Source organism: Saccharopolyspora sp. NPDC002376 (assembly GCF_053593195.1).
The window spans coordinates 25,573-48,806 of the sequence record NZ_JBSFBZ010000027.1 but is presented as its reverse complement, the minus strand read 5'-3'; the positions used below and the strand labels follow the sequence as shown (position 1 = coordinate 48,806).

Below are 23,234 nucleotides of genomic sequence, written 5' to 3'. Positions count from 1 at the left end.
GGGCGCAGTCTGAGAACCCGCGGCGGTGCAAGCTGCTTGGGTGGGCTATGCGCCTGCGGCGCATGCGACCCGCGCCGCGCGGTGCTGTTTACCGCTCGAAGCGGCTGGCGCCGCTTGCCTGACGACGACCGCATACCGGGCTGCCCCACCGCCGATTGCTCGGCTGCTCAGAAGTAGCCCTCGCGCTTGCGGTCCTCCATCGCTGCTTCGGAGATGCGGTCGTCGGCTCGGGTGGCGCCGCGTTCGGTCAGTCGGCTGGCCGCGACCTCGGCGATCACGTCGTCTACTGTGTACGCCTCGGATTCCACCGCGCCGGTGCAGGAACCGTCGCCGACCGTGCGGTAGCGGACCGTCTTGAGCGCCGGGACCTCGCCGTCGCGCGGACCGCCCCACGGGCCGGAGGTCAGCCACATGCCGTCGCGCTGGTAGACCTCGCGGCGGTGCGCGTAGTAGATGTCCGGCAGCTCGATCTTCTCCCGCTGGATGTAGCGCCAGATGTCCAGCTCGGTCCAGTTCGACAGCGGGAACACCCGCACGTGCTCGCCCGGCCGGTGCCGGCCGTTGTAGAGGTTCCACAGCTCGGGGCGCTGGCGGCGCGGGTCCCACTGGCCGAAGGCGTTGCGCAGGCTGAAGATCCGCTCCTTGGCGCGGGCCCGCTCCTCGTCGCGGCGACCGCCGCCGAACACCGCGTCGAACCGGTTGTCGCCGATGGAGTCCAGCAGCGGCGTGGTCTGCAGCGGGTTGCGGGTGCCGTCCGGTCGTTCCGCCAGCCGCCCGTCGTCGATGTAGTCCTGCACCGACGCCACTACCAGCCGCAGGTCGTGCCGGGCCGCGATCTCGTCGCGGAACGCCAGCACCTCCGGGAAGTTGTGCCCGGTGTCGACGTGCAGCAGCGGAAACGGCACCGGCGCGGGGCGGAACGCCTTGAGCGCCAAGTGCACCAGCACCGTGGAGTCCTTGCCGCCGGAGAACAGGATCACCGGCCGGTCGAACTCCCCGGCGACCTCGCGGAAGATGTGGACCGCCTCGGACTCCAGCGCGTCGAGGTTGTCCACCTGCGGCGGCACGTCGGTCAGCGGATCGGCCGGCAGGTCGATTGCAGTCATGTCCTCTCCCAAGGTTATGGGACTGCTTGGTCGTTGTCTTTGAAACGCCGGAGGCGTTTAGCCCACCCTCGGCGCTTGCACCGCCGCGGGTTCTCAGCGTTCGCCTGGCGAAGACGGCCCCACTGCCGTGTATTGGCATACATCAAGTTGGGCACCCGCAGTCCAGGCGGACGCTGAGGTTCCGCTACTGGCATCGCTACGCAAAACGAGTCCGGAAACATAAATTCAGCCGTGCAGTCCGCACTCGGTCTTGGCGCTGCCCGCCCACCGGCCGCTGCGCGGGTCCGCGCCCGGTGCGGGTTTGGCGGTGCACGGTTGACAGCCGATCGACGGGTATCCGGCCGCCACCAGCGGGTTCACCAGCACGCCGTGCTCATCGATGTAGCGCTGCATCTCCTCGTCCGACCAGGCCGCCAGCGGGTTGATCTTGACCAGCCCGTTGCGCTCGTCCCAGGTGACGATCGGGGTGTTCGCCCGCGTCGGGGCCTCCACCCGTCGCACGCCCGTCACCCACGCCTCGTAGCGGGCCAGGGTGTTGCGCAGCGGCACCACCTTGCGCAGGAAGCAGCAGCGGTTCGTGTCCCGCTCGTAGAGCCGCGGGCCCTCGGCGGCGTCCTGCTGGGCAACCGTCTGCGCCGGGAGCGCGTCGACGATGGTGACGTCGTAGACCTGCGCCACGGCGTCTCGGGCGCCGATGGTCTCGGCGAAGTGGTAGCCCGTTTCCAGGAACAGGACGTCCACACCGGGCCTGGCGTTGGCCGCCAGGTCGACCAGCACCGCGTCCTGCATGTTCGACGCGACGATCAGCCCGTCGCCGAAGTTCCCCGCGGCCCAGCGCAGCGCCTCCTCCGCGCTGGCTTCGGCCAGCCGCGGGGCGGCCTCCTCGACCAGCGCCCGCAGCTCATCGTCGCTGCGCCGGGTGCCGATGTTCGTAGTGGTCATCGTCGTTCCTCTCCCAAGGCCAACCCGACGAGCCGCACCGCGAAAACTCGCAGGCACGACAAGCACTTCCACGCCCCGGCCGGTTCGGCTTCGGGCGCCAGGTCCTCTTCGCCGCAGTACGGGCAGTAGAACGGTGCCGCGCGGCTCATTTGAGGTCGTCCTCGTCGGCGCGGGCGACCCACTGCGCGAAGCGCTCACCGTCGCCGCGCTGCTCCAGGTAGCGGCGGACCAGGCGTTCCACGTAGTCGCCGAGTTCGGCGGAGGTGACCTTGTGGCCGCGGATCTTGCGGCCGAACCCGGCGTCGATCCCGAGCCCGCCGCCCAGGTGCACCTGGAATCCCTCCACCGGGTTGCCGTCGCCGTCCGGCACCATCTGGCCCTTCAAGCCGATGTCGGCGACCTGGGTGCGGGCGCAGGCGTTCGGGCAGCCGTTGAGGTTGATCGTCACCGGGTCGGCGATGTCGCCCTGGATGTCGGCCAGCCGCTGCTCCAGGTCGTGGACCAGGGCGATCGCCCGCTGCTTGGTCTCGACGATGGCCAGCTTGCAGAACTCGATGCCGGTGCAGGCGATCACGCTGCGCCGCCACGGCGACGGATCCGCCCGCAGCCCCAGCCCGGCCAGATCCGAGACCAGTCCGTCCACTTCGGACTGCGCTACGTCCAGGACGAGCAGGTTCTGCTCCACGGTGGTGCGAACTCGTCGCGATCCGACGCGCTCGGCGGCCTTGGCCACCTCCACCAGCGTCGAGCCGCTGACCCGCCCGGCCTCGGACTTCACACCCACGTAGAAGTTGCCGTCGGTCTGCGGGTGCACGCCGATGTGGTCGCGGTGCCCGGTCGGAGTCTCCGGTGCGGGGCCGTCGATCAGCTTGCGGCCCAGGTACTCGCCCTCCAGCACCTGCCGGAACTTCTCCGCACCCCAGTCGTTGACCAGGAACTTCAACCGGGCCCGGTGCCGCAGCCGCCGGTAGCCGTAGTCGCGGAAGATCGCCACCACCGCGTGCCACACCTCGGCGGCCTCGTCCAGCGGCACCCAGGCACCCAGGCGCACGGCCAGCTTCGGGTTGGTCGACAGGCCACCGCCGACCCACAGGTCGAAACCGGGGCCGTGCTCCGGGTGCACCACGCCGACCAGCGAGATGTCGTTGATCTCCGGCACGGTGTCCCATCGCGGCGAACCGCTGATCGCGGTCTTGAACTTGCGCGGCAGGTTGGACAGCGACCGGTCGCCGATGTACTTCTCGGTGATCTCCTCGATCGCCGGGGTGGCGTCGACGATCTCGTCGGCGGCGATCCCGGCCACCGGCGAACCCAGCACCACGCGCGGGCAGTCGCCGCAGGCCTCGGTGGTGGACAGTCCGACGGCCTCCAGCTTCTGCCAGATCGTCGGCACGTCCTCCACCCGCACCCAGTGCAGCTGGACGTTCTGCCGGTCGGTGATGTCGGCGGTGTCGCGGGCGTAGGTCTGCGAGATCTCGCCGATGGTGCGCAGCTGCTCGGTGGTCAGCGCACCGCCGTCGATGCGCACCCGCAGCATGAAGTAGCGGTCGTCGAGCTCTTCGGGTTCGATCGTGCCGGTGCGCGCGCCCGGGATGCCCGGTGCGCGCTGGGTGTAAAGACCCCACCAGCGGAAACGACCCCGAAGATCAGCCGGGTCGATCGAGTCGAAGCCGCCGTGGGCGTAGATCGTCTCGATGCGCTGCCGGACGTTGAGCGGGTTGTCGTCCTTCTTGGACCGTTCGTTGGCGTTGAGCGGCTCGCGGTAGCCGAGAGCCCACTGGCCTTCGCCGCGCGTCTTGCGCTTGCGGGCGGGGCGGGGGGCAGCTTCCGTCGGGGGGACCATGTCCGACCTCCGGGATTCAGGCGCGGCGACGCCGCGTGGAACCCCGTCGGTGACGGATCGCACTGCTCGGCGCCCCCGGCGCCGACTGGACAATGCAGCAGCGCGGGATCAACCCGTAGCGCGGCACAAACAGCTGGAGACCCGCCGCAGGTCCACGTAGCGGCGGGCGACCAGCAAAAGCGTCGGCAAGGTTGCGCCCATGTGAAGGAGCGTGCCACGCGCCCACCGGCCGGTCCAAGGCCATCCGAATGGTGAGACAGTGGTGCTGTGCCTGCTCAGCTGCCCACCGGCGAACCCGCGCCGGCAGACGGAACCCTGCCGCCCGAGGCCCTGACCGGACTCGGTTCGCGGCCCTTCGGGGTGTACGTCCACGTGCCGTTCTGCGCCACCCGCTGCGGGTACTGCGACTTCAACACCTACACCGCCGACGAGCTGGGGTCGTCCTCGAGCTTCGGCAGTTGGCTGGACGGTCTCAAGGCCGAGCTGGAGCTGGGAGCGCGGGTGTTGGCGCAGGGCGATGCGCCGGTGCCGCAGGCGCAGACGGTGTTCGTCGGAGGTGGCACGCCGTCGCTGCTCGGCGCACAGCGCCTGGGCGAGGTCGTGGCGGCGATCCGCGCCACGTTCGGACTGGCGGAGGCGGCGGAGGTCACCACCGAGTCCAACCCCGAGTCGACCTCGCCGGAGTTCTTCGCCGCGATCCGCGACGCCGGGTACACGCGGGTGTCGCTGGGCATGCAGTCGGCCGCCGAGCACGTGCTGCGGATCCTGGAGCGGCGGCACACCCCGGGGCGCGCGGTGGAAGCGGCCCGCGAGGCGCGGAAGGCCGGGTTCGAGCACGTCAACCTGGACCTGATCTACGGCACGCCGGGGGAGACCGACGACGACCTGCGCCGCTCGCTGGACGCGGTGCTGAGCACCGGCGTGGACCACGTCTCGGCCTACGCGCTGATCGTGGAGGACGGCACGGCGATGGCCCGTAAGGTCCGCCGCGGCGAACTGCCGATGCCCGACGACGACGTGCTCGCCGACCGCTACGAGCTGATCGACCGGACCCTCGCCGAAGTGGGCCTGACCTGGTACGAGGTATCCAACTGGGCCAGCGACGAGGAGGCGGCCTGCCGCCACAACCTCGGCTACTGGCAGGGCGGTGACTGGTGGGGCGCCGGGCCCGGCGCGCACAGCCACGTCGGCGGAGTCCGCTGGTGGAACGTCAAGCACCCGGCCCGCTACGCGTCCCAGCTGGCGGAGGGCAATTCCCCGGCGGCGGGCCGCGAACGACTGAGCGCCGAGGACCAGCGAATCGAGCGGGTCATGCTGGAACTCCGCGTGGCAGAAGGACTTTCGATGAAGGCCCTCGACGAATCCGGAGTCCTCGAGGCGAAGCAAGCGGCGACCGACGGCCTTCTCGACCGCGAAGCCCTCACCGCAGGCCGCTGCGTCCTCACCGACCGAGGCCGCCTCCTCGCCGACGGAGTGGTCCAACGCCTCATCGCGTGACCGCCGGTCGTGCTTCGCGGTCACAGTCCGGACAGGATGAAAAGGCTCGTCGCACCTGCAGATTTCAGTCACGACTGAACACAGTTTCAATTGAAACTGTAATTCCCAGGCAGGGGTGACCACAGTTTCAATTGAAACTGTGGCCCCACGGTGTGTCGGGCGCCTGACACACCGGAGGGTGTGGACAGGTCCCGGGTCCTGTGGAGAACTTGTGCGATTTCAATGGAAATCAGACGTCTGATTTCCATTGAAATCGCGTGCCGGAGCGTCGAGGTCGAAGACCCGGGCGTGCAGGACCGTTCGCTGGTGGAGGGCCGAGCGGAGGGCTCGGTGGAGGCCGTCCTCGAGGAAGAGCTCGCCGCGCCAGCGGACCACGTGCGGGAACAGGTCGCCGAAGAACGTCGAGTCCGGGCTCAGCAGCCGATCCAGGTGCAGGACCTTGGTCGTGGTGACCAGTTCCTCCATCCGCACCGGGCGCGGTGGCACCTCGGCCCACTCCCGCAGGGACATCCGGAGTTCCGGATACGGCCGGCCCTCGCGGACGTCCTTGAAGATCACGTGCTGGTACCTCCTGGCGAACGGCTGATCCGGCGGCAGGCTACCGGTGCCTACCTGCGGCTCTCGGTCCTGGGCGAACAACACCGTAAACTCGATGGTGGTACCCGGGGCCCAGTCCGGGCGCATCAGACTGGGCAGGTGCTACTGGGCGAAGAGGAGGTGGCGCGGGTGAGCGCGGACGAACGCCGGTTCGAGATCCTGCGGGCGATTGTCGCGGATTACGTGTCGAGCAAGGAGCCGGTCGGCTCCAAGGCACTCGTCGAACGCCACGATCTCGGTGTGTCCAGCGCCACCGTTCGCAACGACATGGCGGTGCTGGAGGAGGAGGGCCTCATCGTCCAGCCGCACACCAGCGCCGGACGGGTGCCCACCGACAAGGGCTACCGGCTGTTCGTCGACCGCCTGCACGAGATCAAGCCGCTGACCGGCGCCGAGCGCCGCGCGATCCACACCTTCCTGGAAGGCGCGCTGGACCTCGACGACGTGATGCGGCGCAGCGTGCGGCTGCTGGCACAGCTGACCCGGCAGGTCGCCGTCGTGCAGTACCCGACGCTGACCCGCTCCACCGTCCGGCACGTCGAAGTGGTCACCATTACCCCGGCTCGCCTGATGCTGGTGCTGATCACCAACACCGGGCGCGTCGACCAGCGGGTGGTCGACCTGGGCGACGTCATCACCGACGACGACGTGGCGCGGCTGCGCAACGTGCTCAACGCGGCGATGGCGGAGAAGCGGCTGGCCGACGCCTCGGCGGCGGTCGCCGAGCTGCCCGACCAGGCGCCGTCGGAACTGCGCGATGCGCTGATCCGGGTGTGCAGCGTGCTCATCGACTCGCTGGTGGAGCACCCGGAAGAGCGGATGGTGCTCGGCGGCACCCCGAACCTCACCAACAACGTGGCAGACTTCCCCAACTCGTTGCGCCAGGTCATGGAGGCGCTGGAGGAACAGGTGGTGGTGCTCAAGCTGCTCGCCGCCTCTCGCGACTCCGGCACCGTCCGGGTCAGCATCGGGATGGAGAACGAGGCCAAGGAGATGCAGACGACCTCGGTGATTTCGACCGGTTACGGTTCGGATGGCATGGTGCTGGGGGGCCTCGGCGTCGTCGGGCCCACTCGGATGGACTATCCGGGGACGATGGCGGCGGTGCGAGCAGTCGCCCGGTACGTGGGTGAGATCCTGGTCGGTCGGTGACGTTTCACCAGCAGGACCGGCGTTGCACTCGTTGATCGAGCAGAGGAAGTACGGAGAAGGTGGCCACGGACTACTACGGGACTCTCGGCGTGTCCAAGGACGCGACGCCCGAGCAGATCAAGCGGGCGTACCGCAAACTCGCGCGGGAACTGCACCCGGACGTCAACCCCGACGAGGCCGCTCAGGAGCGGTTCCGCGAGGTGACCACCGCATACGAGGTGTTGTCCGACCCGCAGAAGCGGCAGGTCGTCGACCTCGGCGGTGACCCGCTGGGCAACGGTGGCGGCGCCGGCGGCGGGATGGGCGATCCGTTCGCCGGTTTCGGCGGGCTCGGCGACATCATGGACGCCTTCTTCGGCGGCGGTGCCGGCGGTGGCGGTGGGCGCGGTCCGCGCAGCCGGGTCCAGCCGGGCTCGGATGCGCTGCTGCGGCTGGAGCTCACGCTGGAGGAGTGCGCCAGCGGCGTCAACCGGGACATCACCGTCGACACGGCGGTGCTCTGCGACTCCTGCGACGGCGGCGGCTCGAAGGCCGGCAGCGCGCCCTCGACCTGCGACACCTGCGGTGGTCGCGGTGAGGTGCAGTCGGTGCAGCGCTCGTTCCTCGGGCAGGTCATGACCTCTCGCCCGTGCCCGGTCTGCCGCGGCTTCGGCGAGGTCATCACCGACCCGTGCCAGCAGTGCAACGGCGACGGACGGGTCCGCGCGCGGCGCACCATCACGGTCAAGATCCCGGCCGGTGTCGGCGACGGGATGCGGGTCCGGCTGGCCGGCGAAGGCGAGGTCGGGCCCGGCGGCGGACCGGCCGGTGACCTGTTCGTCGAGGTCGAGGAGCTGCCGCACGAGCGGTTCACCCGCGACGGCGCGGACCTGCACTGCACCGTCGAGCTGCCGATGACGGCGGCCGCGCTGGGCACGGTGCTGACGCTGGAGACCCTCGACGGCGGTCAGGAAGAGCTCACCGTCGAGCCCGGCACGCAGCCCGGCACCGAGCACGTGCTCAGCGGTCGCGGCCTGCCGAAGCTGCGCTCCAACGGCAAGGTCAGCGGGCACGGCGACCTGTACGTCCACCTGGACGTCGTGGTGCCGACCAAGCTCGACGACTCGCAGGCCGACCTGCTGCGCCAGCTGGCCTCGCTGCGCGGCGAGGAGCAGCCGGAACCGACCGTCACCGCGAACGGCAACGGCAGCCGGCACGGGCTGTTCTCCCGGTTCCGCTCCTTCGGGCACCGCTGAGAACACCACTCGAACTCCGGGCAGCATTCCGGGACGCACCTGAGCGGGCGTCCCGGAATGCCGCTTCCGGGGCCAAGGACTGAGGGGCAGGACGTGTCGGAATCCTCGCTGCCGGTGTTCACCGTCGAGCAGCTGCCCGCCGTCGGACCGACCACATTGGACGGTCCGGAGGGCAAGCACGCGGCCACCGTGCGCCGACTCCGGGTGGGGGAGCACCTGCTGCTCTCCGACCGCGCGGGCGGCATGGCCCGTTGCGAGGTGGTGGCCACCGCCAAGGACTCCCTGGAGCTCGCGGTCGCCGAAACCTGGCAGGAACCGCAGCCCGCGCTGCGCGTGCGGCTCGCGCAAGCCCTGGTGAAGGGCGATCGCGGCGAGCTCGCGGTGGAGCTGGCGACCGAGGCCGGGGTCGACGCGGTCGTGCCGTGGCGCGCTTCGCGCTGCGTGGCGAAGTGGGACGACGGCCCGCGCGGAGCGAAGGCGCTGGCGCGCTGGCGAAGCGCCGCGGAGCAGGCGGCGAAGCAGGCGCGCCGGGCGTGGACACCGCAGGTGGACGAGCCGGTGAGCACCAAGCAGCTCGCCGCGCTGGTCAACAGCGCCGACGTGACCCTCGTGCTGCACGAATCGGCGACCGAGTCGCTGGCCTCCGTCGATCTCCCCGACTCGGGAGAACTGATCCTCGTGGTGGGACCGGAGGGCGGCATCGCCAGCGAGGAACTCGCAACTTTGACCGACGCCGGAGCCCATGTGGTGCGCCTCGGCCCAACGGTCCTCCGAGCCTCCACCGCCGCCGCAGTCGCCCTCGGCGCCCTCGGCGTCCGCACCAACCGCTGGACCTGATCCCCCCCACCCATCACCCGATCGCCGGACCCCCGATCAGTCCACACTTCCCCCGCTCCCATCCCGCCGTCTGACGCCCCCGGGCGGCCACCAGAGCCACAGTTTCAATTGAAACTGTGATCCGCCGTGGGTGGAAGTTACAGATTCAATTGAAACTGTGGTTCCTAGTGCGCAGGACGGCGGTTCGAGCGGGGTAACTGTGCGCGAAGGAAGATCAAAAAGTTCGTAAGGCGCGTAGCGCGAATGGTTGATGGGACGCTACGCTCGGTGGCGAAAGTGGATATCGCGGCTCTGCCGCGACCGGTGCCGCACGGGGCATCGGAGCCCAGCACTCGCCGGACACCTCCCCCCTCGGTCCGGCGAGAGCTGCGCCGCAAACGGGAATCCCCCCAGACCCGGTTGCGGCGCAGCGTGCGGGGCATCGACCGCCACCCGGGGCAGAGTCGGCACCCCTTAGTCTTCCGGCATGAGCGACATGGATTCCTTGTTCCTGCGGATCATCGAGCGCGAGATCCCCGCTGACGTCGTGCGGGAGAACGAGCGGGTCATCGCCATCCGCGACATCAACCCGCAGGCGCCCACGCACGTGCTGGTGGTGCCGAAGAAGCGCCACCGCAACGCCGCCGAGCTGGCCGCAGCCGACCCGGAGTTGCTCGCCGAACTGATCACCACGGCCCGCGAGATCGCCGCGCAGGAGGGCATCGAGGAGTCCGGCTACCGGCTGCTGTTCAACACCAACGCGGACGCCGGCCAGACGATCTTCCACGTCCACCTGCACCTGCTGGGCGGCGAGCCGCTCGGCGGCCTTACCGGCGGTCCGCTCAAGGGCTGAGTGCTGTCTGACGTACTCGTTTTGAGCTGCGGCGCGGGTAGCGGAACCTCAGCGTCCGCCTGGACTGCGGGAGCCCTGACTTGTGGTCCAGTACACGGCGTCAGAGCTGCCCTCGCCAGGCGAACGCTGAGAACCCGCGGCGATGCAAGTGCTGTATGCGGGCTGAGCGGCTACGCCGCTTCAACGACAAAACCAGTTCGAAGGCAGGCGTTGAATGGCCTCTCCGGTGGTGGCGCGGTCGGGCGCTGCGCCGCCACCGCGGCCTCGCGTGATCCACGTCGTTCGCGGGCGGTGACGACGGCAATTCGATTGTCGCGTGGACTACCATCGGTGCCAGGCAGAAATGACCGAACGACCCGCGCGGATCGCGCAGAAGGCAGGCCCGAACACACGTGGCCGGTATTGCAGCGGGTGGCGCTGCCGCCCAGTCCGGAGAACCACCCCAGACGGCAACAGCCCAGACCGCGAGGGCGCAGTCCAAGGTGACCGTTCCCGACGACGTCGTCCTGACGTTGGTCGGATCCCGCGACCAGAACCTGCGGGTCGTCGAAGACCTGCTCACCGCTGATGTCCACGTTCGGGGCAACGAGGTGACGCTGTCCGGCGACCCCGCCGAGGTGGCGTTCGCGGAGCGGGTGTTCGCCGAGCTCATCGCGTTGATCGGCAAGGGCGGCCCGCTGACCCCGGACGTGGTCCGCCGCAGCGTCGGGATGCTTTCGGCAGACCACAACGAGTCGCCCGCCGACGTGCTGAGCCTGGACATCGTGTCGCGGCGCGGTCGGACCATCCGGCCCAAGACGCTGAACCAGAAGCGCTATGTCGACGCCATCGACCACCACACCGTGGTGTTCGGCATCGGCCCGGCCGGTACCGGCAAAACGTACCTGGCGATGGCCAAAGCTGTGCAGGCGCTGCAGGCCAAGCAGGTCAACCGGATCATCCTGACCCGTCCCGCGGTCGAGGCCGGCGAACGGCTCGGCTTCCTGCCGGGCACCCTCTACGAGAAGATCGACCCGTACCTGCGGCCGCTGTACGACGCGCTGCACGACATGGTCGACCCGGAGTCGGTGCCGCGGCTGACGCAGGCCGGGACAATCGAGATCGCGCCGCTGGCCTACATGCGCGGTCGGACCCTTAACGACGCGTTCATCATCCTGGACGAGGCGCAGAACACCACGCCCGAGCAGATGAAGATGTTCCTGACCCGGCTGGGCTTCGGCTCCAAGATCGTGGTCACCGGAGACGTCACCCAGATCGACCTGCCCGGTGGCCAGCGCAGCGGGCTGAAGGTCGTCCAGGAGATCCTGGGCGGTGTCGACGACGTGCACTTCGCCCAGCTGGACAGCCACGACGTGGTGCGGCACCGGCTGGTGACCGACATCGTCAACGCGTACGACCGCTGGCACGCATTGGAAGACGCAGAACCGCACGACCGCCACGGTCGGCGCAACGGGCAGCGACGAGGACGAGCATGAGCATCGAGATCGCCAACGAATCCGGCGTCGCAGTGCCCGAGGCGACCATCGTCTCGGCCGCGCGCTTCGCCCTGGACAAGATGAGCGTCAGCCAGCTCGCCGAGCTGTCCATCGTGCTGGTGGAGCTCGACGTGATGGCCGACCTGCACGAGCGGTGGATGGACCTGCCCGGCCCCACCGACGTGATGTCGTTCCCGATGGACGAGTACGACTCGGCCCGTCGGCCTGACTCGGCCGGAGCCGGTCCGGCGCTGCTGGGCGACATCGTGCTCTGCCCGGCGTTCGCCCGCGACCAGGCCCGCAAGGCCGGGCACAGCATGCTCGACGAGCTGCACCTGCTGACCGTGCACGGCGTGCTGCACCTCCTCGGCTACGACCACGCCGAGCCGGAGGAGGAGCGGGAGATGTTCGGCCTGCAGAACCGCATCCTCGCCGAGTTCCGCGAGGCCCGCGCCGAGGCCGAGCGCGCGGAGGCGCAGCGCAGCGCCGACGACCGCGTGCTGGGCGCGGTCGGACTGGACGAGTCGGAGCCGCCGCAGGGCGGTCCGGCACCTGCCAACTGAGGGAGTCGGCGTTGGAATTGGCCGATTCCACCGCGTTCTTGATCGCGGCAGTGCTGCTGGTGCTGGCCGCCGGGGTGTTCGCAGCTTCGGAGTCCGCCGTCACGGTGGCCTCCCGCGCACGCGTCGATGAACTGGTGCGTGAAGGCCGGAGCGGGGCCAAGCAGTTCGCGCTGCTGCTCGCCGACCGCCCCCGACACGTCAACCTGCTCCTGCTGCTGCGGTTGGCCTGCGAGTTGGGCGCCACCGTGCTGGTCACGGTGGTCGCGCTGCGGCTGGCGAACTCCGAGGCCTGGGCGGTGGTGATCGCCTGGCTGATCATGCTGGTGGCCTCGTACGTGCTGGTCGGCGTTGGCCCGCGCACGCTCGGTCGGCAGCACCCCTACGGCATCGGGCTGAAGGTGGCCGCGCCGGTGCGCGTGCTGGCCCGGCTGCTCAACCCGCTGACCAGGCTGCTGATCCTGATCGGCAACATGATCACCCCGGGCAAGGGGTTCCGCGAGGGCCCGTTCTCCACCGAAGTGGAGCTGCGCGAGTTGGTGGACCTGGCGGGGGAGCGCGGCGTGGTGGCCGCCGACGAGCGGGAGATGATTCACTCGGTCTTCGAGCTCGGCGACACGCTGGCCCGCGAGGTCATGGTGCCGCGGCCGGAAATCATCTGGATCGAGCAGACCAAGTCCGCCCGGCAGGCGCTGGCGCTGTGCCTGCGCTCCGGGTTCTCCCGGGTGCCGGTGATCGGCGAGAGCGTCGACGACATCGTCGGTGTGGTGACCGTCAAGGACCTCACCCGCGCGGTGCTGACCGCCCGCGACGAGGCCGGTCCGCCGGTGTCCGAGCTGATGCGCCCGGCGAGCTTCGTGCCCGATACCAAGCGGGTGGACGAGCTGCTGCGCGAGATGCAGCTGTCCCGCAGCCACCTGGCTATCGCCGTTGACGAGTACGGCGGCACCGCCGGGCTGCTGACCATCGAGGACATCATCGAGGAGATCGTTGGCGAGATCACCGACGAGTCCGATCTGGAAGAGCACCGGCCGATCGAGAAGCTCGAGGACGGCACCGTCCGGGTCAGCTCGCGGTTGCCGGTGGAGGACCTCGGCGAGCTGTTCGGCGTCGAGCTCGACGACTCCGACGTGGAGACGGTCGGCGGCTTGCTGGCGCAGCGCCTCGGCCGGGTTCCGCTGCCGGGCGCGGAAGCCGAGATCGCCGGGCTGAAGCTGCGCGCCGAGGGCGGCAAGGACCACCGGGGACGGATCCGCATCAACGCGCTGCTGGTCCGCCCGGCCAACACCGACCAAGCACCGCTGCGCGGTGCTGACCAGGAGGGAAGCAACAGCCGTGGCTGAGCACGTGGAAGCGGCAGCACCGCAGCAGATCGACCCGGAGGACGCCAAGATCGTCACCCTCGCCAGGTCGTCCCGCGCCCGCAACGGCGCCGCCGAGGGCGCGGCGGTCCGCGACACCGACGGCCGGACCTACGCGGCCACCACGGTCGCCCTCCCGTCCCTGAACCTCACGGCGCTGCAGGCGGCAGTGGCCGCCGCGGTCTCCAGCGGCGCTGAAGGCCTCGAGGCCGCCGCAGTCGTCACCGACGCGGACTCCGTGGACGCGGACTCCGTCGCAGCAGTCCACGACCTCACCTCCACGGCCCCGATCCTCCGCGCCGACGCCCGAGGCGATGTCGCCGGAGTCCGCTCCGCATAACTCCCGCGCTCGACCAGGCGATTCCACAGTTTCAATTGAAACTGTGGAATCGCCTCGTGGGGCGGGCGCCCGACACACCCGGGTGCGTCGGGATCTGATGCGATTTCAAGGGAAAACGGATGTCCGAGTTCCATTGAAATCGCGAACTCCGGGGCTCGGGAAGGCGCCGGACTCGGCGTCGGGTCGGGAACGGTGCCCGGTGCGAGGGGGTGCGGGCGGGGCGGTCACAATGGGTCGGTGACCAGCTCTGATGTGCACCGCTCCGGATTCGCCTGCTTCGTCGGCCGCCCCAACGCCGGGAAGTCGACGCTGACGAACAGCCTGGTCGGCTCCAAGGTGGCGATCACCTCCAGCAAGCCGCAGACCACCAGGCACGCCATCCGCGGCATCGTGCACCGCCCGGACGCGCAGCTGATCATCGTCGACACCCCTGGCCTGCACCGCCCGCGCACCCTGCTCGGCAAGCGGCTCAACGACCTGGTCTACGAGACCTGGTCCGAGGTCGACGTGGTCGGGTTCTGCGTGCCGGCGGACCAGAAGGTCGGCCCGGGTGACCGGTACATCGTCGAGCAGCTGAAGAAGGTGGCCCGCCGCACCCCGGTGCTGGGCATCGTCACCAAGACCGACCTGGTGTCCAAGGACCAGGTCGCCCGGCAGCTGCTGGACCTGCAGCAGGTGATGGACTTCGCGGACCTGGTTCCGGTGTCGGCCAAGGATTCCTACCAGGTCGACGTGCTCTCCGACCTGCTCGTGAAGCAGATGCCGGAGGGGCCGCAGCTGTACCCGGACGGTGAGCTGACCGACGAGCCGGAGACCACCCTGATCGCCGAACTGATCCGCGAGGCCGCGCTGGAGGGCGTGCGCGACGAGCTGCCGCACTCGCTGGCGGTGACCATCGAGGAGATGATCCCGCGCGAGGACCGTGACGACCTGATCGACGTGCACGCGGTGGTCTACGTCGAGCGCTCCAGCCAGAAGTCGATCGTCATCGGCCGCGGCGGGGAGCGTCTGCGCGCGGTCGGCACCCAGGCGCGCAAGCACATCCAGGCGCTGCTGGGCAGCAAGATCTACCTGGACCTGCACGTCAAGGTGGCCAAGGACTGGCAGCGCGACCCGAGGCAGCTGCGCAAGCTGGGGTTCTGATCACACCAACGTGATGGATTCACCGGAATCGACCGAACGGTGAATTCGCGTTGGGTACGGTCCTGCCTGGCCCGAGTGCGGGGAGACCCGCGCCCCGTTCTGGACGGCCCGCCGCTGCTGCTCTGGGGCGTGGTCCGGAACTTGCCGTTCGAGCCGTTCCACGCGCTGCGGGCCTGAGCCCTGGTGGGCGGCCGGCCCGACCGCCCACCAGGCGGTCACATGCCGAGCAGCGGCACCGCGAAGCCGGTGATCAGGAACGGCAGCGCGACGAGGGCCGCCAGGAACCCGATGATGCAGTAGCCGATGACGATCCCGGCCATCGCCATGCCCGAGCCGCGGGTGCCGTCGCGCTTGATCTGGGTCTGCGCGATGTGGCCGAAGACCACCCCGAGGATCCCGAGCAGGAAGCCGATCCACGCGCACATCAGTGGGATGCCGACCAGCGACACCACCATCGAGGCGACGGCCAACCCGTTGTTCGGCGGAAGCACGGACACGCCGACCACGGGAACGTAGGCAGGCTGCCCGTACTGCGGCTGGACGTAGGGCTGCTGCGCGTAGTTCGGGTCGTAGGGCTGTTCGAATCCTCCGCTGTTCGGGTTGTTGGGGTCGTACGGGGGCGTTGTCAACTCGGGTTCTCCGTCCACCATGGGAAGTTCGTCTGATCTTGGCAAATCTGGTGCGGGGCGCGCTGGAGAATTGACTACCCTGGTACGACGTGTTGTCAGTGCGGATGCGTTCCCCGTTGCGGTTGAAGTGGACCGCGACCGCGGTCGTCGCGACTGCAGGGCTCGGGCTCCTGTTCGGCAGCGGGGTCATCGCGATCCAGTGCCCCATCAAGGCGGCCTTCGGCGTCGACTGCCCGGGGTGCGGTGGCAGCCGGATGTGCGCGGACCTGCTGCGCGGCGATCTGTCCGCGGCCCTCGACCACAACGCCTACGCCGTGCTCGTGCTCGCTCCGCTGGCGCTCGCGCTGCTGATCGCCGGAGCCAGGTTCGAACTGGGGCTGGCCCGGCGGATGTGGCCGCCGGGGCGGTGGGGGAAGGTCGCGGCGGTGGCACTCGGCGTCTCGATGATCGCCTGGACCGTGCTGCGGAACCTGCCCTTCCCGCCCTTCGACGTGCTGCGCGCCTGAGCCCCGCTAGTTCGAGAGCTCGGCCTCGAGCGCTGAACCGAGCAGGCCGGTGGCGGCGAGGATGAGGAACGCGATGATCGACGCCCACACCGCGAACAGCGACCAGCCGACGATGATGCCGGTCAACGCCATGCCGCGGTTGGTGTAGGCCTGCGGGTTGCGCTTGATCTCGCGCAGCGACACGTGCCCGAGGATCGCGCCGACCGGCCCGACGACCACCGATGCGTGGCACATCAGGATCGAGGCCAGCGAGACGCACATCGACGCGATCGCCATGCCGTTGTTCCGCGGGGGCTGCGGATAACCCATGCCGTACGGCTGCGGGGCCTGGTAGTACTGGGCGTTGGGGTCATACGGGTAGGTCATCCGTTCCTCTCAAATTCAGCCGGTTCACCGATGGGACGTCCCGAAGGGCGAAACGGATCCCCGCATTCTTCGCCTTGCTCGCGAGTTGCCCGCACAGAGGTGCGACGATGTGGGGGTGAGCCTCTACCGGGATACCGCGGTCGTTCTGCGGGTGCAGAAGCTGGGTGAGGCGGATCGGATCATAACCCTGCTGACCCGCCGCTACGGGAAGGTGCGCGCGGTGGCCAAGGGGGTGCGTCGGACCACGTCGAGGTTCGGTGCCCGCGTCGAACCGTTCTGCCACGTCGACGTGCAGCTCTACACCGGTCGCACGCTCGACGTGATCACCCAGGTGCAGACGCTGGACGCCTTCGGCCTGCACATCGTCGACGACTACCAGCGCTACACCGCGGCCTGCGCGGTGCTGGAGACCGTGGACCGGCTGGCCGCCGAAGAGGGCGAACCGGTGCTGCGGCTCTACCTGCTGGCCAACGGAGCGCTGCGGGCGCTGGCCGCCCGGGATCGCGACTCCTCGCAGGTCCTCGACGCGTTCCTGCTGCGCGCGATGTCGTTCGCCGGGTGGGCCCCGGCGTTGTCCGAGTGCGCGCGGTGTGGCGAGTCCGGGCCCCACGTGGCGTTCAACGTGCAGGCCGGTGGCGCGGTGTGCGCTCAGTGCCGCCCGGCCGGTTCGGTCCGGCCGTCCGCGCACACGCTGCCGTTGATGGAGGCGCTGCTGCACGGCGACTGGGCGAGCGCGGAGCGGGCCGAGCCGTCGGTGCGCCGCGAGGCGAGCGGGTTGATCGCCGCCCACCTGCAGTGGCACATGGAACGCCAGCTGCGCTCGCTGCCGCTGGTCGAGCGCACCGTGCCGGAGCTGATCCGGGAGCGGGCGGCGGAAGCCGCGCTGGTCGGCACCGCCGAGGACGGGCGCTGAACTGTTGATCGACGCGGGCGGGGACAATGAAGCCGCACGCAGTCCGAAGGGGAGAAGCCAGATATGTTGCGACGCCGTGGGCGGGGCAAGGACGACCCGACCGTACGGGCGCCGGATCCGCACGCCTCGGGGGAGAAGCCGCCGGCGCTGCCTGCCGAGTTCGTGCCCAACCACGTCGCGGTCGTGATGGACGGCAACGGCCGGTGGGCCAACGAGCGCGGCCTGCCCCGCATCGAGGGGCACAAGCGCGGCGAGGCCGTCGTGCTGGAGCTGGCCCGCGGTGCGATCGAGCTCGGCGTCAAGTGGCTGTCGCTGTACGCCTTCTCCACCGAGAACTGGAAGCGCAGCCCGGACGAGGTGCGGTTCCTGATGGGCTTCAACCGCGACGTGATCCGGCGGCGCGTCGACGAGCTCGACGAGATGGGCGTGCGGGTGCGTTGGGCCGGGCGCAAGCCGAAGCTGTGGCGCAGCGTGGTCAACGAGCTGCAGTCCGCCGAGGTGCGCACGGAGAAGAACGAGGTCATGAACCTGACCATGTGCGTCAACTACGGCGGCCGGGCCGAGATCGGCGACGCGGCGCGGGAGATCGCGCGGCTGGCGGCGGCCGGGAAGATCAACCCGGAGCGGGTCGACGAGCGCACCCTCGCGAAGTACCTGTACCAGCCGGAGATGCCGGACGTGGACCTGTTCATCCGGCCCTCCGGGGAGCGGCGGACGTCGAACTTCATGATCTGGCAGTCCGCCTACGCCGAGTTCGTCTTCCAGGACACCCTGTTCCCCGACGTGGACCGACGGCACCTGTGGCACGCGTGCGAGGAGTACGCGCGCCGCGACCGGCGGTTCGGCGGGGCTGTTGATCGGGCGGCGTCCGGTGAACCCGCCCAGGAGGGCAATTGATGACCCAGGAGGCCGCAACCACGGCGCGGTTGATGACCGCGGCGAAGGAAGCGCTGGAGACCTACCACGACGTGCACGTCGACGACGACGGCGCGCTGACCTTCCGGCACTCCGAGGTGCCGTGCGCGGTGCAGGCGATGCAGCTCGCCGAAGGGCTGACCGTGCTGAGCCTGACCTGCGTGGTCGCGTGGGACCTGCCGGCGACCGAGGAGCTCGCCCAGTCCGTCGCGGAGCGCGCTGGGCAGGGCCTGTTCGGCACGCTGGGCGTGGTCCGCACCGAACGCGGCATGGACGTCACGCTGCGCTACGCGTTCCCGGCCGAGGGAATGGCGCCGACCCCGCTGGGCACTCTGATGATGCTCGTCGTGGCCACGGCGTCCCAGCTGCGCGCCGAACTCCTCGAATCCGAAGACACCGCGTCCTGACGCGATTCCCACGGCGTGTCGGGCTCCCGACACGCCGGAGGGGGACAGGTTCCGGGTCCTGTGGAGAACTTCCGCATTGCGGTTCAACACCCTCGCTCAGGGGATCCGTCGGTGTGTCGGATCCGGTGAGTGCTGGGTTCGAACCTCTGCTTGACCAGGGGTGATTCGCCGTGGGTGGTGTTCGGGGATGATCGCGTCACACTAGTGCGAACGATTATCAGTTCGAACTGCCACGATGTGCGGGTGACTGAGCTCGCCGATCCGCCGCGCACGCGGCGCCCCGTCATCACTTCGTTGGAGGTGCTCTGCGTCCTGCTGGTGCTCGCTGCGGTGTTCCAGCCGCAGCTGATCGCGCTGCTGGACGTCCCAGCGCTGCGCACCGGATCGACGGTGTTCGTCGCGGTCTGCGTGCAGGCGATGCCGTTCCTGGTGCTCGGCGTGCTGGTCAGCGGCTTCATCGCGGCCTTCGTCCCGCCGGACGCGCTGCGCCGCGTGCTGCCGGCCAAACCCGGTGCGGCGGTCCCGGTCGCTGGTGCTGCGGGTCTTGCGTTGCCCGGGTGCGAATGCGCGTCGGTGCCGGTGGCGCGCCGCCTGATGCAGCAGGGCGTCGCGCCCGCTGCCGCGCTGGCGTTCCTGCTGGCCGCGCCGGCGATCAACCCGATCGTGCTGGTGTCCACCGCGGTCGCCTTCCCCGGCGAACCCCGGATGGTGCTGGCCAGGTTCCTCGGCTCGCTGCTGACGGCCTGCATGATGGGCTGGCTCTGGGCCCGGTTGGGCAAAGCCGAGTGGTTGGCCGAACGCGCGCTGCGCCGGGTCGAACCGCAGCACGGCGACAACCGCTGGGTCGTGTTCGCCGAATCGGCGCGGCACGACCTGGTCGAGGCCGGTGGGTTCCTGGTGCTGGGCGGCCTGACGTCCGCGGTGTTCAACGTCCTCGTGCCCACCGAGTGGCTGGAGTCGCTGGGCGGTCAGCTCGTGCTCGGCGTGCTGGTAATGGCCGTGCTCGCGGTGGTGCTGGCGCTGTGCAGCGAGGCAGATGCGTTCGTGGTGGCGTCGATGCCGGGGCTGCCGCTGATCCCGAAGCTGGTGTTCCTGGTCGTCGGGCCGGTGGTGGACCTGAAGCTGATCGCGCTGCAGTCGGGCGCTTTCGGGCGCGGGTTCGCGGCCCGCTTCGCGCCGGTGACGTTCGTGGTCGCGATCGCCTGCGCCATCGCGGTCGGGGCAGTGCTGCTGGGAGGTTCGTGATGCGCCGGGAAACCCAGAACCTGCTGTTGCTGCTGCTCGGCGGCGCGCTGCTCAAGATCGCACTCGGCGGCAGCTACCTGCGCTACGTCAAGCCGTCGCTGTTCCCGTGGCTGGTGGCGTCCGGGCTGGTCATGGTCGGGCTCGCGGCGTTCGCCATCATCCGCGACATCCGCGTGAGCGGAGCCGGGAGCCACGAGCACAACTCGCGCAGTCCGTGGATGCTGCTGTTTCCGGTGTTCGCGATCTTCCTGGTCGCACCGCCCGCGCTGGGCTCGGACTCGGTCACCCGCGACCGGGCCGCCGCCCCGCAGGCTCCAGCGGAATCGCTGTTCCCGGACCTGCCGCCGGGCCCGGAGCCGCTGCTGAGCGCGTCGGAGTTCGTAACCCGCGTGATCTGGGACAACAGCGGCGCGCTCGACCACCGAACGGTCCGCCTCCAGGGCTTCGTCGTGCACCCGAAGCCGGACACCGCGCAGCTCGCGCGAATGCGCATCAGCTGCTGTGCGGCCGACGCGGCACCGGTGAAGATCGACCTCGCCGGTGCACCGCAGGCGGTCGGCCTCCCGGCGGACACCTGGATCGAGGTGACGGCCCGCCTCCGCCCGGGCACGGCGACCGAAGCCAACGACTACGTCCCGACCGTGGACGTGCTCACTCTCCGCACCATCCCAGCCCCACCGGACACCTATGAGTACTGAAAAGCCGTGAACACTTCGGGCTGTCATGACGGCCCGAAGTGCTCACGGCGCAAAGTTGTTCAGTCGGTGCAGTTCGGGCAGGTCCCGATGATCTCCACGGTGTGGCTGACGTCGGTGAAGCCGTGCTCCTGGCCGATGCGCTCCGCCCAGTTCTCCACCGGCGGGTCGGCGACCTCGACGGTCCGCCCGCAGTGGCGGCACACCAGGTGATGGTGGTGATGGCTGGAGCACCGCCGGTAGACCGCCTCACCCGACGGGTTGCGCAGCACGTCGACCTCGCCTGCGTCGGCCAAGGTCTGCAGGGTTCGGTAGACCGTGGTCAGGCCGATGCCCTCGCCCTGCCGCCGCAGCTCCTCGTGCAGCTCCTGCGCCGACCGGAAGTCGTCGATCTGGTCCAGCAGCTTCGACACCGCCGCTCGCTGCTTGGTGGCCCGCAGTCCCGGTACCCCGACCGCGGGGCCCTCGCCGGTGGTCACGCTGTCTCCGTCTCCTGTCCGCCGTCGGGTTCGATGGAGTGCGCCGCCGGTCCGCGCGACCGGGCACCGGAGATCTCCTCCGCGTGCGCGACGGCGTCCACCACGATGTGCGCCAAGTGCTCGTCGACGAGCCGGTAGACGACCTCCCGCCCGTGCCGCTCGCCGTGCACGACCCCGGCCGACTTCAGCACCCGCAGGTGCTGGCTGATCAGCGGCTGGGCGACGTCGAGCGCGTCGACCAGCTCGTGCACGCAGCGCTCGGCGGTCCGCAGCTGCAGGACGATCGCGATCCGCACCGGGGCGGCCAGGGCGCGCAGCAGCTCGCCGGCCTCCACCAGGACCTGCTGATCCCGCTGCGGTGCTGGGCGCGCGGCTCGGTCGGGGGAGTGCACGTGGTCCTCGGCGCGGTCCAGGCCGGGCCGCGTGCTCGGCTGGGCCGACTCGGCATCCGGGCTGATCGCGGGCATCGCTTCCTCTCCGAGGCTTCTGGGCGCAGGGCCGTCGAGCTGCGGTGCCATCGCGCAGTGACGCTCCACGCACCCATCTTACGGGTAGCACACGGACAGCTGATCGCATCGACACCGCAGCCCGGGCGCACCCCCTCCGCGACCGGATCGGTACGCTGGGAATCTCCAGCCCGACCAGCTGGTTCGACTCATCCAGCAAAAGATTTCCGGAGTTAACGTGCCCGCCGACCAGATCGACACGATCGTCAATCTCTGCAAGCGCCGTGGTTTCGTCTACCCGTCGGGTGAGATCTACGGCGGTACCCGGTCGGCCTGGGACTACGGTCCGCTCGGCGTCGAGCTCAAGGACAACATCAAGCGCCAGTGGTGGAAGTTCATGGTGCAGGGCCGCGACGACGTCGTCGGCCTGGACTCCTCGGTGATCCTGCCGCGCCCGGTCTGGGAGGCCTCCGGGCACGTCACCGCGTTCCACGACCCGCTGGTGGAGTGCACCTCGTGCCACCGCCGCTTCCGCGCCGACCAGCTCGCCGAGGAGTACGCCGAGCGCACCGGCAAGGAGATCGCCGAGGACGACCTCTCCGACGTCCCGTGCCCGAACTGCGGAGTCCGCGGCCAGTACACCGAGCCGCGCGAGTTCAACATGATGCTCAAGACCTTCCTGGGGCCGGTCGAGAGCGAGGAGGGGATGCACTACCTGCGCCCCGAGACCGCGCAGGGCATCTTCGTCAACTTCGCGAACGTGATGACCACGGCGCGCAAGAAGCCGCCGTTCGGCATCGGCCAGATCGGCAAGTCGTTCCGCAACGAGATCACCCCGGGCAACTTCATCTTCCGGACCCGCGAGTTCGAGCAGATGGAGATGGAGTTCTTCGTCGAGCCGGGCGAGGACGAGCAGTGGCACCAGTACTGGATCGACCAGCGCATGGCCTGGTACACCGGTCTGGGCATCAACAGCGACAACCTGCGGGAGTACGAGCACCCGAAGGACAAGCTGTCGCACTACTCCAAACGCACGGTCGACATCGAGTACCGGTTCCGCTTCGGCGGCCAGGAGTGGGGTGAGCTCGAGGGCATCGCCAACCGCACCGACTTCGACCTGACCACGCACTCCAACCACTCCGGCGTGGACCTGTCCTACTTCGACCAGGCCAGCAACTCCCGCTTCCGGCCGTACGTGATCGAGCCGGCAGCCGGTGTGGGCCGTCCGATGATGGCGTTCCTGATCGACTCCTACCACGAGGACGAGGCGCCCAACGCCAAGGGCGGCGTGGACAAGCGCGTGGTGCTGAAGCTGGATCGCCGCTTGGCGCCGGTCAAGGTCGCGGTGCTGCCGCTGTCCCGCAACTCCGACCTGTCGCCGAAGGCCCGCGACATCGCCGCGCAGCTGCGCTGCAACTGGAACGTCGACTTCGACGACGCCGGTGCGATCGGCCGTCGCTACCGCCGCCAGGACGAGGTCGGCACCCCGTTCTGCGTGACGGTCGACTTCGACACGCTGTCCGACCACGCGGTCACGGTTCGCGAGCGCGACACCATGTCCCAGGAGCGGGTGGCGATCGACAAGCTCGAGGAGTACTTGGCGGTCCGACTCATCGGCTGCTGAGTTCCCACCCGTTCGGGTTGCCCCCCGGACGGAGATGCTGAGCGCGGACTCCGGGCTCGTCCTTCGGGGCGGGCCCGGAGCACCGGTTC

General features: G+C 69.6%; 27 protein-coding genes. 17 read left to right on the top strand and 10 right to left on the bottom strand.

The annotated features are described in order from the left end of the window. Positions 1–167: 167 nt before the first annotated feature. The 5 genes from cysD to ACWCO2_RS19295 all read right to left on the bottom strand — a co-directional run bounded on the left by cysD (position 168) and on the right by ACWCO2_RS19295 (position 4,092). Positions 168–1,106 (bottom strand): sulfate adenylyltransferase subunit CysD, encoded by a 939-nt coding sequence (cysD, locus tag ACWCO2_RS19315; RefSeq protein ID WP_450129108.1) that lies wholly within the window; start codon positions 1,104–1,106, stop codon positions 168–170. Between the two features lie 225 nt (positions 1,107–1,331). Further along, positions 1,332–2,048, bottom strand: coding sequence for a phosphoadenylyl-sulfate reductase (locus ACWCO2_RS19310; protein WP_450129107.1), 717 nt, complete (start codon positions 2,046–2,048; stop codon positions 1,332–1,334). Then, on the bottom strand, positions 2,045–2,197 hold the full coding sequence (locus ACWCO2_RS19305; protein WP_450129106.1) for a hypothetical protein: 153 nt from the start codon (positions 2,195–2,197) through the stop codon (positions 2,045–2,047). Before ACWCO2_RS19305 ends, ACWCO2_RS19310 begins: the two co-directional genes overlap by 4 nt. Further along, a complete protein-coding gene (locus ACWCO2_RS19300) occupies positions 2,194–3,891 on the bottom strand; it encodes a nitrite/sulfite reductase (protein WP_450129105.1) in 1,698 nt (565 codons plus the stop codon). Before ACWCO2_RS19300 ends, ACWCO2_RS19305 begins: the two co-directional genes overlap by 4 nt. 108 nt (positions 3,892–3,999) lie before the next feature. Next, positions 4,000–4,092 (bottom strand): putative leader peptide, encoded by a 93-nt coding sequence (locus ACWCO2_RS19295; RefSeq protein ID WP_351052295.1) that lies wholly within the window; start codon positions 4,090–4,092, stop codon positions 4,000–4,002. Positions 4,093–4,158: 66 nt separating this feature from the next. On the opposite strand from ACWCO2_RS19295, the gene hemW reads away from it, so the two are divergent. Then, entirely contained in the window at positions 4,159–5,388 is a 1,230-nt protein-coding gene (gene hemW / locus ACWCO2_RS19290; protein ID WP_450129104.1) for a radical SAM family heme chaperone HemW, read from the top strand. Between the two features lie 219 nt (positions 5,389–5,607). Here the strand turns inward: hemW and ACWCO2_RS19285 are convergent, their stop codons facing one another. Continuing rightward, positions 5,608–6,030, bottom strand: a complete 423-nt coding sequence (locus ACWCO2_RS19285; RefSeq protein ID WP_450129103.1) for a type II toxin-antitoxin system VapB family antitoxin — start codon at positions 6,028–6,030, stop codon at positions 5,608–5,610. Between the two features lie 84 nt (positions 6,031–6,114). Between ACWCO2_RS19285 and hrcA the strand changes: the two genes are divergently transcribed. From hrcA to era, 9 genes are all read left to right on the top strand, one after another. Next, on the top strand, positions 6,115–7,137 hold the full coding sequence (gene hrcA / locus ACWCO2_RS19280; RefSeq protein WP_450129102.1) for a heat-inducible transcriptional repressor HrcA: 1,023 nt from the start codon (positions 6,115–6,117) through the stop codon (positions 7,135–7,137). Positions 7,138–7,196: 59 nt separating this feature from the next. Further along, complete coding sequence (gene dnaJ, locus ACWCO2_RS19275) at positions 7,197–8,372, top strand: molecular chaperone DnaJ (RefSeq protein ID WP_450129101.1); 1,176 nt, start codon at positions 7,197–7,199, stop codon at positions 8,370–8,372. 93 nt (positions 8,373–8,465) lie between these two features. Next, positions 8,466–9,209: a 16S rRNA (uracil(1498)-N(3))-methyltransferase gene (locus ACWCO2_RS19270; RefSeq protein WP_450129100.1), complete on the top strand. Its 744-nt coding sequence runs from the start codon at positions 8,466–8,468 to the stop codon at positions 9,207–9,209. A 466-nt stretch (positions 9,210–9,675) separates the two neighbouring features. Next, positions 9,676–10,041: a histidine triad nucleotide-binding protein gene (locus ACWCO2_RS19265; RefSeq protein ID WP_450129099.1), complete on the top strand. Its 366-nt coding sequence runs from the start codon at positions 9,676–9,678 to the stop codon at positions 10,039–10,041. A 392-nt stretch (positions 10,042–10,433) separates the two neighbouring features. Then, positions 10,434–11,516 carry a PhoH family protein gene (locus ACWCO2_RS19260; protein ID WP_450129098.1) on the top strand — a complete coding sequence of 361 codons (1,083 nt, stop codon included), beginning with the start codon at positions 10,434–10,436 and terminating at the stop codon, positions 11,514–11,516. Continuing rightward, positions 11,513–12,079, top strand: a complete 567-nt coding sequence (ybeY, locus tag ACWCO2_RS19255; protein ID WP_270952071.1) for an rRNA maturation RNase YbeY — start codon at positions 11,513–11,515, stop codon at positions 12,077–12,079. The genes ACWCO2_RS19260 and ybeY overlap by 4 nt, the downstream gene beginning before the upstream one ends. A 17-nt stretch (positions 12,080–12,096) precedes the next feature. Next, positions 12,097–13,419 (top strand): hemolysin family protein, encoded by a 1,323-nt coding sequence (locus ACWCO2_RS19250; RefSeq protein ID WP_450129155.1) that lies wholly within the window; start codon positions 12,097–12,099, stop codon positions 13,417–13,419. Beyond that, entirely contained in the window at positions 13,412–13,777 is a 366-nt protein-coding gene (locus ACWCO2_RS19245) for a cytidine deaminase (RefSeq protein WP_450129097.1), read from the top strand. Before ACWCO2_RS19250 ends, ACWCO2_RS19245 begins: the two co-directional genes overlap by 8 nt. Before the next feature lie 237 nt (positions 13,778–14,014). Beyond that, a complete protein-coding gene (gene era, locus ACWCO2_RS19240) occupies positions 14,015–14,920 on the top strand; it encodes a GTPase Era (protein WP_450129096.1) in 906 nt (301 codons plus the stop codon). Between the two features lie 215 nt (positions 14,921–15,135). Here era and ACWCO2_RS19235 read toward each other — a convergent pair whose 3' ends face one another. Then, a complete protein-coding gene (locus ACWCO2_RS19235) occupies positions 15,136–15,570 on the bottom strand; it encodes a DUF4190 domain-containing protein (protein ID WP_450129095.1) in 435 nt (144 codons plus the stop codon). Between the two features lie 68 nt (positions 15,571–15,638). Here ACWCO2_RS19235 and ACWCO2_RS19230 point away from each other — a divergent pair, with 68 nt between their 5' ends. Next, positions 15,639–16,055: a DUF2752 domain-containing protein gene (locus tag ACWCO2_RS19230; RefSeq protein WP_450129094.1), complete on the top strand. Its 417-nt coding sequence runs from the start codon at positions 15,639–15,641 to the stop codon at positions 16,053–16,055. A gap of 6 nt (positions 16,056–16,061) precedes the next feature. Here ACWCO2_RS19230 and ACWCO2_RS19225 read toward each other — a convergent pair whose 3' ends face one another. Continuing rightward, positions 16,062–16,421, bottom strand: a complete 360-nt coding sequence (locus ACWCO2_RS19225) for a DUF4190 domain-containing protein (RefSeq protein ID WP_450129093.1) — start codon at positions 16,419–16,421, stop codon at positions 16,062–16,064. A 115-nt stretch (positions 16,422–16,536) separates the two neighbouring features. On the opposite strand from ACWCO2_RS19225, the gene recO reads away from it, so the two are divergent. The 5 genes from recO to ACWCO2_RS19200 all read left to right on the top strand — a co-directional run bounded on the left by recO (position 16,537) and on the right by ACWCO2_RS19200 (position 20,599). Beyond that, positions 16,537–17,334: a DNA repair protein RecO gene (gene recO, locus ACWCO2_RS19220; RefSeq protein WP_450129092.1), complete on the top strand. Its 798-nt coding sequence runs from the start codon at positions 16,537–16,539 to the stop codon at positions 17,332–17,334. A 63-nt stretch (positions 17,335–17,397) separates the two neighbouring features. Next, positions 17,398–18,231, top strand: coding sequence for an isoprenyl transferase (locus tag ACWCO2_RS19215; RefSeq protein ID WP_450129091.1), 834 nt, complete (start codon positions 17,398–17,400; stop codon positions 18,229–18,231). Beyond that, on the top strand, positions 18,231–18,656 hold the full coding sequence (locus tag ACWCO2_RS19210; RefSeq protein WP_450129090.1) for a hypothetical protein: 426 nt from the start codon (positions 18,231–18,233) through the stop codon (positions 18,654–18,656). The genes ACWCO2_RS19215 and ACWCO2_RS19210 overlap by 1 nt, the downstream gene beginning before the upstream one ends. Before the next feature lie 243 nt (positions 18,657–18,899). After that, positions 18,900–19,901, top strand: a complete 1,002-nt coding sequence (locus tag ACWCO2_RS19205) for a permease (RefSeq protein WP_450129089.1) — start codon at positions 18,900–18,902, stop codon at positions 19,899–19,901. Further along, positions 19,901–20,599: a TIGR03943 family putative permease subunit gene (locus ACWCO2_RS19200; protein WP_450129088.1), complete on the top strand. Its 699-nt coding sequence runs from the start codon at positions 19,901–19,903 to the stop codon at positions 20,597–20,599. The genes ACWCO2_RS19205 and ACWCO2_RS19200 overlap by 1 nt, the downstream gene beginning before the upstream one ends. 59 nt (positions 20,600–20,658) lie before the next feature. On the opposite strand, the gene ACWCO2_RS19195 is transcribed toward ACWCO2_RS19200, so the two are convergent. Both ACWCO2_RS19195 and ACWCO2_RS19190 read right to left on the bottom strand, forming a co-directional pair. Then, entirely contained in the window at positions 20,659–21,075 is a 417-nt protein-coding gene (locus ACWCO2_RS19195; RefSeq protein ID WP_450129087.1) for a Fur family transcriptional regulator, read from the bottom strand. After that, positions 21,072–21,542, bottom strand: coding sequence for an ArsR/SmtB family transcription factor (locus ACWCO2_RS19190; RefSeq protein ID WP_450129154.1), 471 nt, complete (start codon positions 21,540–21,542; stop codon positions 21,072–21,074). The genes ACWCO2_RS19195 and ACWCO2_RS19190 overlap by 4 nt, the downstream gene beginning before the upstream one ends. Positions 21,543–21,759: 217 nt before the next feature. On the opposite strand from ACWCO2_RS19190, the gene ACWCO2_RS19185 reads away from it, so the two are divergent. Further along, positions 21,760–23,145: a glycine--tRNA ligase gene (locus tag ACWCO2_RS19185; protein ID WP_450129086.1), complete on the top strand. Its 1,386-nt coding sequence runs from the start codon at positions 21,760–21,762 to the stop codon at positions 23,143–23,145. The last annotated feature ends 89 nt before the right edge of the window (positions 23,146–23,234 follow it).